Origin of the sequence: Azonexus sp., from assembly GCF_030824335.1 — a bacterium.
Taxonomy (GTDB): domain Bacteria; phylum Pseudomonadota; class Gammaproteobacteria; order Burkholderiales; family Rhodocyclaceae; genus Azonexus.
Map to the genome: position 1 here is coordinate 48,736 of NZ_JAVBXX010000017.1, position 12,716 is coordinate 61,451.

Here is a 12,716-nt window from a genome sequence, read left to right on the forward strand (position 1 = left end):
ATGGTACTTGCAGCGGGGAAGCGTCATGGCGCTTGGTGAAAACAGTACGTATGTCCGGCTGGAATTTGCCGATGTCGAACTGGGGGTGCCACTGCAAACGCCGTTGTACGACGGTAATCGTCGGGTGCTGCTGAAGCGTGGCGAGAGTATCGAGACGGTGCACGAGCTGGAGGATTTGATCCTCCGCGGACTTTACCGGAATACCAGCGAACGCTCGTCACACCTGCTTGGCATACTGGCTGCGACGCCATCGTCGGCGACTCGCGAGCGGAGCAGTCCTGCATCGTCCGCGCCGGAACAGAGCATGCCGAGTGCTGCGGCAGTCCAGCGTGACGCCATCACGACACTGGATGCAGCCAAGTTGCGCATCGGCGACCCCTTGTACTTGCAGAGCTCCCCGGAAGCACCGCGCCTGGTGAGCAAATTGATTGGCCATCTGAAGAACAAGGGACTGATCGTCACGGTGCCCGAGTCGGAAAGCGAACTGATCATGCTGCGCGATGGTCAGAGCTTCATTGTCCGTTTTTTCTCCGGGCAGAATGCCTATGCCTTCACGACGGCAGTGGTCAAACAGACCAGCGTGCCGTATCCGCATGTGCATCTGTCTTATCCCAAGGAGGTGCGTGGTCGGGAAATCCGCAAGGGCTCGCGGGTCGATGTCGATCTGATTGCCGCTGTCGCCGTTGAGGAGGGCGGGGCTTATACCGGTTCGGGGAAGATCGTTAATCTCAGCATTAGCGGCGGCGCCTTGCGTGCCAAGACTCGCCTGGGGGAGAGAGACCATGTCATCAATGTCAAATTCAAGATACTGATTGGCGACATGCCATCCTACGTGGCGGTCGATTGCGTGATCCGGGCAATTTCCGAAGATGCCGATCCTTCGGGCATGCCTTGGCTGCACGGCCTGCAATTTCTCAATCCCGAACCGGCCATGGCGCTGGCGTTGACGGCTTTCGTTTATCAAAAAATTGTGGGCGAGACATAATCTTGAAATACAACGATCTGCGCGACTTCATGTCGCAACTGGAAAAGACCGGCGAACTGAAGCGTGTTGCGGTAGGCGTCGATACCAAGCTGGAAATGACCGAGATTTGCGACCGCGTGCTGCGTGCAGAAGGGCCGGCAATCCTGTTTGAAGCGCCGCGTACCGGCCAGACCCGGCACGACATTCCGGTGCTGGCCAACCTGTTCGGCACGCCGAAACGCGTTGCGCTGGGGATGGGCGAAGAATCGGTGACGGCGCTGCGCGAAGTCGGCAAGCTGCTGGCTTACCTGAAGGAACCAGAGCCACCCAAGGGCTTGCGCGATGCCTGGGACAAGTTGCCGATCTTGAAGCAAGTGCTCAACATGACGCCGAAGAAGGTGTCGAATGCGCCGTGCCAGGAAATCGTCTGGGAAGGTAAAGATGTCGACTTGAGCCGTCTGCCGATTCAGCACTGCTGGCCGGGCGATGTCGCACCGCTGATCACCTGGGGGCTGGTGGTGACGAAGGGGCCGCACAAGGCCCGGCAGAACCTCGGTATCTATCGTCAGCAGGTGCTGGGGCCGAACAAGGTCATCATGCGCTGGCTGGCGCATCGCGGCGGCGCGCTGGATCTGCGCGATCATCAACTGGCCAATCCTGGTCAGCCCTTCCCGGTGGCGGTGGTGCTGGGCTGCGATCCGGCGACCATCCTCGGCGCTGTGACGCCGGTGCCGGACAGTCTTTCCGAATACCAGTTCGCCGGTCTGCTGCGTGGCGCGAAGACCGAACTGACGCAATGCCTCGGTTCGTCGCTGCAAGTGCCGGCGCGGGCCGAGATCGTGCTGGAAGGCCATATCCATCCCGGCGAGATGGCGCTCGAAGGCCCCTACGGCGACCACACCGGCTATTACAACGAACAGGCAAATTTCCCGGTTTTTACGGTCGACCGCATCACGATGCGTAAAAACCCGATCTATCACAGCACCTACACCGGCAAGCCGCCCGATGAACCTGCCGTGCTTGGCGTCGCGCTCAACGAAGTCTTCGTGCCGCTGCTGCAGAAGCAGTACCCGGAAATCGTCGATTTCTATCTGCCGCCGGAAGGCTGTTCGTATCGCATGGCGATTGTCAGCATCAAGAAACAATATCCCGGCCACGCCAAGCGCATCATGTTCGGCATCTGGAGTTTCCTGCGCCAGTTCATGTACACCAAGACGATCATCGTGGTCGACGACGACATCGATATCCGCGACTGGAAGGAAGTGGTCTGGGCGATGACGACGCGCATGGATGCGACGCGCGATACGACGCTGGTCGACAACACGCCGATCGATTACCTCGATTTCGCCTCGCCGGTCGCCGGTCTCGGCTCCAAGATGGGGCTGGATGCGACCAACAAGTGGCCGGGCGAGACGACGCGCGAATGGGGCCGGCCGATTGTCATGGACGCCGACGTGAAGCAGAAGATCGATGCGATGTGGGATGGGCTGGGGCTATGAATCTGCGTATTGTTGCGGTCGACTTCGAAAATCCGGCAATTTCCACCGCCTGGCTCGATTTGCTCGAGCATTACGCGCAAGACCCGATGGGCGGCGGCACCGGCTTGTCGGCGTATGCGCAGCAACATCTGGTTGAACGCCTGCGGGCGTTGCCGACTTTTCATGGCGCCATGGCTTTCGACGGTGAGCATGCGGTCGGTCTGATCAACTGCTTCACCGGTTTTTCCACCTTCGCGGCACAACCGCTGCTCAATATCCATGACATCGTGACGCGGGCGGATCGGCGTGGACAAGGCATCGGCCAGGCCTTGCTGGGCTGGGCGGAAATGCGGGCGGCTGAACTGGGCTGCTGCAAATTGACGCTGGAAGTCCTGTCGAACAATCAGCGGGCGCTGGCCAGTTATGAACGTGCCGGGTTCGCGCCTTACGTGCTTGATCCGCAGGCCGGCCAGGCGCTGTTCCTGCAAAAAATCCTCAAGGAATAGTCGTCATGAACGAAAACGCTCCGTCTTTGAGCCCGCAAACGGTTCGTCCATCCCTGATCAATCTGACGCATGTGATCTACGGCTTGCATGCGATAGCCGTGCTGGTCGGGGTTACGTCGTCGGCGACGGTGGCTGGCGGATTCGTTTTCGGCCTGCCCTCGCTGCTGGCGGTATTCCTCAACTACCTGAAGCGCAGTGAGGTACGCGGCACCTGGCTGGAAAGCCATTTCCGCTGGCAGATCCGGACTTTCTGGTTCACGCTACTCTGGCTTGGCGTTTATGGCTTGTTCGTGATCACCATCATCGGCATCCCGATTGCCTTTTTGTTGATCCTTGTCCTCGGCATCTGGGTGGCTTATCGGGTTATTCGCGGTTGGCTGGCCTTGGCGAAGTCGCGCGCCTTAGTGATCTGAGGCTGGGCTGGTCGGCTTCTTCCGGCGCAGCCATTTCAGCACGGTTTCGAACAGGTCGTCCGGATTCACCGGCTTAGTGAGGAAATCATTCATGCCGGCATCGATGCAGCGCAGGCGATCATCAGCGAAGGCGTTGGCAGTCATTGCCAGAATCGGTATCTCGCGCTGACCAGGCAACATCCGGATGCGTCGGGTGGCTTCAAGGCCATCCATGCGCGGCATCTGCATATCCATCAGGATCAGGTCGTAATTGTGCTGGCTGGCGAGCTCCAGTGCGCTTTGCCCATCTTCAGCCACGTCCAGCTTGATGTTCACATCCTGGAACAGGGACATGGCTACTTCCCGGTTGATCGGCTCGTCTTCTGCCAGCAGCAGACGACAATGGCTGTAGTCGCGCATCAGGATGCTTTCCGCCGTTGTCTCGCGCTTCGGTTTGGCGGCGGATTCGGTCAGTGCTTCGCCGTGCCGCAGCCGGGCGGTCAGCCAGAATGTGCTGCCGACGCCGAGTTGACTGACGACGCCCGCGTCGCCGCCCATGGCCTGGGCCAGCTTGCGGGAAATGATCAGGCCCAGTCCGGTACCGCCAAAACGCCGGGTGATCGAGTTATCGGCCTGTTCAAATGCGCTGAACAGGCGACTTTGTGCTTCCGCTGCAATGCCAATCCCGGTGTCTTCAACTTCGAAGCGCACCAGCATGCCTTGCGTGTCTTCGCTCTCGGCCCGTACGCGCAGGGTGACCTGTCCTTGCTCGGTAAATTTGACGGCATTGGCGGCAAAATTGAGCAAGGCTTGTTGCAGGCGTGCCGCATCGCCGCGCAGCACACGGTCGGGCAGGCCGTTTTCGATGCGCAGTGGCAAGCCCTTGGCTTGTGCTTTGTCGATCAGCATCGATGAAACATTGGCCAGGATGCTGCCGGGGTGCAGGTCGGCTTCTTCGAGCTCGAATTTGCCGGCTTCGATTTTCGACAGATCGAGAATGGCATTGATGATGTTGAGCAAGTGCTGGCCGGCGGTGTCGATTTTGTTGAGACGATCTTCCTGTTCCGGTGCGATGCCGGCCCGGCGCATCAGATGCGTCATGCCGGTAATGGCGTTCAGTGGCGTGCGGATTTCGTGGCTCATGTTGGCCAGGAAAGCGCTTTTTGCCAGACTGGCCGCTTCCGCTGCTTCCTTGGCTTGCTGCAAGGCTTGCTCGGCCGCTTTCTGCAGGCTGATGTCGGTGACGAAGACGATCAGTCTGGGCGGTTGGTCGTCATCTTCCGGACGGTAGTAGAGACTGACGCTGACCGGTATGCGCCGGCCATCCTTGGTGATTTCTGTCGTTTCGAATTTCAGCGATCCGGCGATCCTGGCGTCTTTGACGACATCGACAAAATCTTCAAGGCCGATATGGTCGTCGATATCCGGGATGCGCAGGGCAAGCATTTCTTCCTGCGTATAGCCGAGCATTTCTGCGGCATGGCGGTTTGCGTAGGTCAGGCGGGCTGTGTTCGGATCAACCCAGTGAATGCCAATGCCGACGCTGTCCATGGCAAACTGGGTTTCGCTGAGCTGAGAATGGGCATTTTCCAGTTGGGTTGTCCGCTCCCGGACCTTTTCTTCCAACTGCTGGCGATGCTCGGCCAGTTCGTTCATTGCGGTGCGCAGCTTGGTGATGTCGTGGGCGATGCCGAGTACGCCGATCACGCTGCCATCAGCAAGACGCATGGGCACCTTGGTGGTCAGGAACAAGCCTTGATAGCCGTTGCTGGCGAAGGTCAGCGACTCTTCATTGTGTGTCGGGACGCCGGCCGCCATCGCCGCCATATCGTTCTTGCGGAAAAAATCGGCCAGTTCAGCATCAACGAAGTCGTAATCGGTTTTTCCGATGATGGCTTGTTCATCGGCACCGAAAAACTGCTCAAAACTCGGGTTGCAGGTGAGGTAGATACCATTGATATCTTTCAGCCAGATCAGGTCGGGAATGGTCGCGACCAGGGTGTGCAAGTGGGCGCGTTCACGGGTCAGCGCCATCATGGTGTCGTTCAGGAGGATGCCGAGTTGGCCGAGTTCGTTGTTCGGTAATTGGCCTGAAAGTGGCTGGAAATTGCCGGCACGGGCCGAGTCGACCGCACGCATCAGCTGATTCAATGGCGTGGTGACCTGGCGTCGCACATAGATCAGGCTGATGCCGAAAACCAGCAGCGATATGCCGGCCAGACTGGCCACGCCGGCGCCGATCAAGGTGGCGGTGGGGGCATCATCCGTTGTGGGCGGGCGAACGAAAATCAGGGTGGCGGTCTTTTCATCCGGCAGTTTTACGACGGCGCTGACGAAGGTCTGCCCGGATTTTTCGCCGATCTGCGGCCCGCTCAGTCTGCGCAACTCAGCGTTCAGCGGCGTGCCGGCGTTCGGCGTGATGGTGAAGTCAGGCATGAGCGCAGATCCCAGGCGTTCGTCGGCATCGATGGCAAAGGCCAATCCTGTTTCGTTGGCGCTGCGCTCGATGAATGTCTCGTTGAGGCAGTGGCCGAGGGAAATCCGCCCGAGTTCATTGCCATTGCTGCCGAGTACGGGTTTTTCAAGAACGAGGGCGATACCGTTGCCAGTACGGCAGCGGTCGAAATGCACGTTTTGTCCGGCGGCGGGGAGCGCCACAAGCTTCGGTGCTGCGCTTAGTGGTTCGAACGATGAGCGATCGGTCTTGCTGGCCAGTAATTGCGCAGCTTCACCGGTGCGTTGGGACCAGTAGAGTGCGTGCTTTGCTGCATAGCCCGCGATGGGGCCGTGCTTGCCGGAAATGACCATCCAGTCGGCACCGCTAGCCCGGGCGTGGTCGCTGATCAATGCCGATAGTTCCTGGGCCGGGAAGTCGAAAACTGCCGGGTTGCCCAACTCGGTTTCGAAATAACCGTGGAACAGGTTGAGTGTGGCCTGCAGCTTCGGCGATTCGGTCAACGACCTGGCCGCCTCGGTCAGTTCGCCAGCCAGGTGTTCGATGCCGTTATCCAGATGTTGCAACGCAGCCTGGAGTTCGCGCTGGCTATCCGTTGCTTGCTGATGTGTGCGCAGAATTGAAAACAGGCTGCCGGCAACCAGCAGGACAGCGAAGGTTGCGGCGAACCAGAAAAGGAGCAGCCGATGGGCCAGCGATAGTTTGGGCACGGTCAGAAAATGGGTTCGACCCGCTCCACGTTATCGCGCGTTACCGTGATTGAAGGGACTGTCCGTTCCTTGGCCGCGAGCTTGCCGCCGCGCAGCAGGGTCAGGGCGGCTTCAGCCCCTTCGTGACCGAAGGTCGGGTAGGTGAAGCTCGCATCCAGTTCGCCGGCCCGAATGGCGGCGCGGGCTTCACTGATGAAATCCAGCCCGGTGATCGGAATTTTTCTTGGGTCCAGGCCGGCTTTCTTCAGCGCCATGATGGCCCCCAGTGCCATGCTGTCCGATTGGGCGTAGATGGCATCGAAGGCAAGGTTTTCGGCCAGCGCTTCTTCGACTTTCTGAATGGCCAGTGCGCGTTGCGAGTCGGCACGCTTGATTGCTGCAATCTGCAGGCCGGGGTGTTTTTTCAGTTCGTCGAGGAAGCCCTCTGTCCGTAACTGGCCGGGAGTCGATGTCGGGATGTGTTGCAGCATCAGGATGCGGCCCTTGCCTTTCATGCGCTTGGCCAGGTGCTGGGCGGCCTGACGGGCGATTGCACGATTGTCGGCGCTGACGAAATGGGTGAATTCCTCGCCATTGACCCGGCGCGACAGCAGGATGACTGGAATGCCGCTGCGGTAGACGCGGGCAATCGGTTCGCGCATCAATTCGGCATCGCGTGGGCTGGTGATCAGGATGTCGACACGACGTGCGGCAAAGTTTTCGATGTCCTGCACTTGTCGCGCGGTATCGCCTCCCGCATCGCTGAAGACGAATTCGACATCCGGGTTCTTGCTCAGAGCCTGTTGCAGATTGCGCACCTGCGCCGCGCGCCAGTCGTTGGCCATGGTGTCCTGGGCAAAGGCCACGACATATTTGCGTTTGTTGAGTGGGCTGGCGAACAGGATGGGCGCAGTGCTTAGCCCGAGTGCGAGCAGTGTGAATTGCCGGCGTTGCATGAGGAACTCCCTATTTTGTTGGCCCTTGCGATTTTTCTGTCGCGAGTTGTACCAACTCCTCAACTTTAACGCATTCGTTGCCAATTTTCGAGTATTTTCAGCGATTTGGCGTAGCTGTGACGAATTTGCGCTTCACTGTAGCGGTGGGTGCTACCGGCCGGGCAAGCTTGGCGCGCCAGGCAGCCCAGTGCGCATGCCGAGCCGGGGCGCAAGCGTTCATTGCTGCAGGCTTCAAGCTGAAAGTGTTCGCCGGTGGCGCCGGCCGGGCAGGCGCTGATGCAGGGGCGGGCGATACAGTCCAGGCATGGGCTGGTGTTTTCCGGTTTGTTGCGGTCGACCGGTGTGGTCGGGGAAAAAGCGGTGTCGCTCAGCACGACGGCACGGTAGGCAAACCAACTGCCCCACTGACGGTCAACGCCGATCATGAAGGGGGATGGGTGATGCCAGCCGGCCAGCTTGCCCAGTGCTTGCAGGCCGATCATGGCCGGGCCGGGGTAGAGGATGCGGTAGTGGTTTTCCGGTAAAAACTCGGCAAAACAGCGGTCGACCGCAGCACTGGTGTAATCGTCGATCGGATCTTCCCCGCCTTGCCCGGCGGTCTGCACACATTCCCATAGCCGGCGGCCGGCGTGGCCGAGCAGGATTAATTGCTGTTCGCCGGCTTGTCGGTTCAGCGGTGCCAGCGTTTCTGCCGGCAGTGCATCAAGCGTGAAAACATGTTGCCGGTTGAGCCCGGCCGACGAGAAAAAATCACCGGGAAACGCCTGCCTCTGGTTCATTGGCGTTGGGCAATCCAGGTCAGCAGTGCATCAATCGCCACACCGCCTTGCTGGGCGCGCGGGTCATTGATCAGAAAGCTCAGGGCGTAGCGTCGGCCACGGGCATCCAGTGCATAACCGGCGGCACTGCGTACACCGTTCAGCGTGCCGGTCTTGATGTGAGCGCGGCCGGTGACCGGCGAGCCGTTAAGCCGCTTTTTCATCGTCCCGTCGATGCCGACCAGCGGCATGCTGGCGATGAATTCCGGCATGAGCGGGTTTTGCCAGGCGTCGAGCAGCAGACGGTTCAGGCTGCCGGCACTGATTCTTTCGCTGCGCGACAGGCCTGAACCATTGTCGATGACCAGCTCGGGGAAACGCAGGCCGCGTCCGCTCAGCCAATCGTTAATGCGTTGTCCGGCGCGTTCGGTATTGGCGGGAAAATTGCCACCTGTCCGGAGGGCTTCCGGCGGGTTTTCCTTGGCTGGGGCCGTGACTTCCTGCGGCGGCTGGCTGAGCGTCAGGAAGACTTGGCGGGCCATCACGTTGTTGCTGAATTTGTTGATGTCGCGCACGGCATCGGCCAGCGGGGGAGATTCGTGGCTGGCCAGCAGTTGTGCCGCCGGTGGTGTTGCTCCGTCGCGTACCCGGCCGCTCAGGCGCCCGCCCAGTTCTTGCCACAGGCTGAGGATCAAGCCTTTGTCGTGCGCTTCGGCGGACAATGGCGACAGGCTGAGCGCCCGTTCGCCGCATTGCACGGCATAAGTGCCGGTAATTTCGAGTCGTTGCCGCCCGCCATCCGGCAGCAGCGCCAGGTTGATACGATCCTTCCAGTCGCTGCCGCAGACCGTCCCTGTACTACGCAGGCGGTTGTCTATGTACAGATCGGCACTCGGCGTTTCGAGCAGGATGCGGGGCTGGCCTTCCTGCGCCTGCAGGGTGAAACGCAGTGCCTGGAAATTGATCAACAGACCGTTCGGGCCAATGTTGTAGGGGCGCAGCGGTTTGTTGTCGAAAGCGGCCGGATCGAAGGCTGTCGGGGCAAATGCACTGCGGTCGAGCACGATGTCGCCAGCAATCCGTTCGATGCCGCGCACGCGCAATTGGCGGAGCAGGGAGGACAGATGCTCAATGGCAAACTTCGGATCGCCGCTGCCCTTGAGGTACAAATTCCCCGCTAAAACACCGTTGACCGCAACATTGTCGGCCAGTGCGCTGGTTTGCCAGACGTAAGCCGGGCCGAGCAGGTCAAGTGCAGCATAGGTGGTGACCAGTTTCATCACCGACGCCGGATTCATCGCCTGCCGGCTGTTGTGTTCAATCAGCGGCGCTCCGCTATCGACTGCCTGAACGACGATGCCGACATTTTGCAGCGGGATCTGTGCCGCGTGCAGGGCCAGTACGACGGGGGGCGGCAGTTGTGCAAGCACGTCTGCTGCCCCGATGAGGGGCAGCAGACTCAGCGCCAGCCGGACGAGATGGTATGCGGCAAACCGGCGCATCGGGCGCTGTTGTTTAACGTTGATAGAGGACGAATCCAGAGATCAGCGTTTCGAGTTGCTTCGAGGTCTGCAGCAAATCGTTGGCCGCCTGGCGAGCTTCCCGTGCCGAGTTGGTGTTTTGCTCGATCAGATCGGTGATCTGCTGCATGCTGATGGCCACTTCCTCGCTGGCGATACCCTGTTGGCGTGCAGCGTCGGAAATCTGCCCGGCCATCAGCGAGACTTGTCCGGACGACTGGGTGATGCCTTCCAGTCCGGCCACGCTGTCACGCAGCTTGCCGATACCGTTCTCCACTTCCTGGGCCGCGAGATCCATGCTGGCTACGGCTTGCGCGGTGACCGACTGGATTTCATTGACTGTCTTGTTGATATCAGAGGTCGAGGTCGTGGTCCGTTCAGCCAGTTTGCGCACTTCATCCGCCACGACGGCGAAGCCACGACCCTGTTCGCCGGCGCGGGCAGCTTCGATGGCGGCATTGAGTGCCAGCAGGTTGGTCTGGCTGGCAATGTCGGCAATCACGCTAGTGATGTCGCCGATCTTGGCAATCGAGCGGTTGAGCTGGTCGATCGTGTTGTTCGAGGTGGTGACCGCCTCGACCACGCGGTTCGTTGCTTCCATGCTCTGACTGATATTGGTGTTGCTCTGGTTTACCTGGGATTGCGAGTCGCGGGCTGCGCTGGCGGTGTCGTGCGCGTTGGCCGCCACTTCCTGCACAGATTGGCTGAACTCTTCGGTTGCTGCGGCGACCCCTTCGACGCTGGCCTGCTGCTGCTCGGACTGTGCGGCGACCTGGCTCATCTGCGATTCCAGCAGCTTGCTGCGCGAATCGATGGCCTTGGAGGCGGCATTGATTTCGTCGAGCATGGCCTTCAGCGTGCCTTGCATGACACCGAGGTTGCACAGCAGGATGCCGGTTTCGTCGCGTCCTGCAATGTCGATTTCGTCGGTCAGGTTGCCTTCGGCAATCCGGTCAAACAAGGCGACCGCCTTGCGGATCGGTCCGACAATTGCCGAGACCAGCATTGCGCCGCCGGCCAGGGTGAGCAGGATGGCCAGTGCGAGCAGTCCGATGCTCAGGTTGCGGATGTCCGAAAAGTGCGTTTCGGCTTCTTCATAACGCACATTGGCACTATCGGAAAGTTCCTGGATCAATGCCATGCCATCGCGCTGCATTTCTGCGTACAGCGGGTTGATGTTTTTCAGCAGCGTTACATTGGCATCCAGGAAAAGCCCCTGTTTCAGCAACTCGCGTGCCGCATTGACGCCTTCACGGGAGAAGCGCTCACGCGTCTGGCTGAATTTGTCGAGCAGGGTTTTCTGCTTTTCGGACAATGGTGCAGTCTTCAGTTTTTCCAGCAGGTCGTTGATTTCAGAGCGGTTCTTCAGGGTCGCATCGATATGCATGTCGAGCGGATGATCGTGCAATTTGGCGAACTGACTGGCCGGGTCATGCTGCAGTGCCAGCATGATTTGCGAACGGTTGTCGGTCAGTAACGCCATCATCCGGTTGACGGTGTTGGACGGCAACAGATTGTCGCGATACATCGCATTCAACTGTGCGTTGGTGCTGCTCTGTCCGTTCAGGCCGACCACGCCGACGATAGCCATGAGCGTCAGCAGAGCGCCCATGGTGGCCCAGATACGGGTGCGCAGGGACAAGGATTTCCGTCCGGTGCCCGGCAGACTGCCCTTTTGCCCGGCGGCTGCGTAAGCGGCTTCGGCCATCGAGCGCTTGGCGCCAGCAGCGGGGGTGCGCACCGACATGTAGCCAGTGATCTGCCCATCTTTTTTGAGCGGTACGACAAAGGCCTCAACCCAGTAGTAGTCACCGTTCTTGCAACGATTTTTGACCAGACCACGCCATGGCAGTCCGGATTTTACGGTCGCCCACAAATCCTTGAATGCTGCCTCGGGCATGTCAGGATGGCGTACCAGATTGTGGTTTTTGCCGACGAGTTCGTCCCGGCTGAAGCCGCTGATCTCGACGAAGGCATCATTGGCATAGGTGATGATGCCTTTCAGGTCAGTTCGGGAAACCAGGTAGGTGTTGGAAGGGAAATGGACTTCTCGCTGGGTGACGGGCTGATTGTTTTTCATTTTTTTCCGAAGGGCTGCCGGTAAAGTCACTGCTGATTGTTGATTGAAAAGATTGCATCCATAAAACCTGTCAACACTATTCTAAAAGTCATATCAGGTAAACATATAAGGGGGGGTGTTTCGCGCGCGCTGTTTTTCCGGATGGCATGGGTTTGTGGGCTAGGTTTATGTGTGCCCATAAAAAATCCCCGCGCAGTTTTGAACTGGCGGGGATGGATCATGCTGTTTATGAAGTCTGGATGATCTGGCGGGAGTGCTGCCTTGCCTGGAGGGGCTTAGCGTTCGCGCTCGTACACGATGTCGGCCCGACGGTTTTCGGCCCATGCCGCTTCGTCGCGGCCCCTAACCTTGGGACGGCTGTTGCCCCAGCTCTTGAGTCCGATTTGTGCGGGATCGGCGCCGTTGCCAATCAGGGTGGCACGGATGCTTTGCGCCCGCTTGAGGCCCAGTTGTTTGTTGTAGTTGGCACTGCCACGTTCGTCGGCATGGCCTTCGATGCGCATCCGTGCCGCTGGGGTACGCGCCAGGTAGCGGGCATGTGCCATCAGGACCTGGTCATAGTCGGCTTTCAGGTCAGTCTGGTTCAGGCTGAAATAAAGACTGCGCTGGGTACGCAAGTCTTCCGTGTTTGCCGGGGGCTGGGGTGTCTCCGATTCGACTGGCTTGACGACCTGGCTGGTGGGGGTTTGCAGTTCGGGCGGAACGGGTTGGCCGAGAAGTCCGGGGTGAACCTTGAGGCTGCCACTTTGGCTGATCTGGCTGGCTGGTTGGACGACAGTAGTCGTGCAGGCGCTGAGCAGTGAAGCAAGCAAGAGAGGGACGGTCAGGGAGGCACGCATAGGTTCGCAGCGACAACGAAAGGAAACAATAATAGCTGCTCCGCGTGCTTCCAGCCAGTTTTGCCTTGTCGGGATCTTT

The 12,716-nt window shown here is 59.5% G+C and carries 10 protein-coding genes; 4 read left to right on the top strand and 6 right to left on the bottom strand.

What is annotated here, in order from left to right:
* Nucleotides 1-25: 25 nt before the first annotated feature.
* Genes RCI20_RS11450 through RCI20_RS11465 form a run of 4 tightly spaced genes read left to right on the top strand, consistent with a single transcriptional unit; the run spans nucleotide 26 to nucleotide 3,361 of the window.
* Complete coding sequence (locus tag RCI20_RS11450) at nucleotides 26-985, top strand: flagellar brake protein (RefSeq protein WP_306605598.1); 960 nt, start codon at nucleotides 26-28, stop codon at nucleotides 983-985.
* 2 nt (nucleotides 986-987) lie between these two features.
* Nucleotides 988-2,463: a 4-hydroxy-3-polyprenylbenzoate decarboxylase gene (ubiD, locus tag RCI20_RS11455; RefSeq protein WP_306605601.1), complete on the top strand. Its 1,476-nt coding sequence runs from the start codon at nucleotides 988-990 to the stop codon at nucleotides 2,461-2,463.
* Nucleotides 2,460-2,948, top strand: coding sequence for an N-acetyltransferase (locus RCI20_RS11460; protein WP_306605603.1), 489 nt, complete (start codon nucleotides 2,460-2,462; stop codon nucleotides 2,946-2,948). Before ubiD ends, RCI20_RS11460 begins: the two co-directional genes overlap by 4 nt.
* A gap of 5 nt (nucleotides 2,949-2,953) precedes the next feature.
* Complete coding sequence (locus tag RCI20_RS11465; protein ID WP_306605605.1) at nucleotides 2,954-3,361, top strand: hypothetical protein; 408 nt, start codon at nucleotides 2,954-2,956, stop codon at nucleotides 3,359-3,361.
* Here RCI20_RS11465 and RCI20_RS11470 read toward each other — a convergent pair.
* The 6 genes from RCI20_RS11470 to RCI20_RS11495 form a co-directional block, all read right to left on the bottom strand.
* A complete protein-coding gene (locus RCI20_RS11470; RefSeq protein ID WP_306605607.1) occupies nucleotides 3,350-6,505 on the bottom strand; it encodes a response regulator in 3,156 nt (1,051 codons plus the stop codon). The two genes, RCI20_RS11465 and RCI20_RS11470, sit on opposite strands and share 12 nt — an antisense overlap.
* A 2-nt stretch (nucleotides 6,506-6,507) precedes the next feature.
* The gene (locus RCI20_RS11475; RefSeq protein WP_306605609.1) at nucleotides 6,508-7,440 is read right to left on the bottom strand and encodes a substrate-binding domain-containing protein; all 933 of its coding nucleotides are present in this window, start codon (nucleotides 7,438-7,440) and stop codon (nucleotides 6,508-6,510) included.
* A 65-nt stretch (nucleotides 7,441-7,505) separates the two neighbouring features.
* Nucleotides 7,506-8,219, bottom strand: coding sequence for a hypothetical protein (locus RCI20_RS11480; RefSeq protein WP_306605611.1), 714 nt, complete (start codon nucleotides 8,217-8,219; stop codon nucleotides 7,506-7,508).
* Nucleotides 8,216-9,700: a D-alanyl-D-alanine carboxypeptidase/D-alanyl-D-alanine-endopeptidase gene (gene dacB / locus RCI20_RS11485; RefSeq protein WP_306605613.1), complete on the bottom strand. Its 1,485-nt coding sequence runs from the start codon at nucleotides 9,698-9,700 to the stop codon at nucleotides 8,216-8,218. Before dacB ends, RCI20_RS11480 begins: the two co-directional genes overlap by 4 nt.
* 13 nt (nucleotides 9,701-9,713) lie before the next feature.
* Nucleotides 9,714-11,798, bottom strand: coding sequence for a methyl-accepting chemotaxis protein (locus RCI20_RS11490; RefSeq protein ID WP_306605615.1), 2,085 nt, complete (start codon nucleotides 11,796-11,798; stop codon nucleotides 9,714-9,716).
* A gap of 275 nt (nucleotides 11,799-12,073) precedes the next feature.
* Complete coding sequence (locus RCI20_RS11495; protein WP_306605617.1) at nucleotides 12,074-12,637, bottom strand: OmpA family protein; 564 nt, start codon at nucleotides 12,635-12,637, stop codon at nucleotides 12,074-12,076.
* Nucleotides 12,638-12,716: the final 79 nt, after the last annotated feature.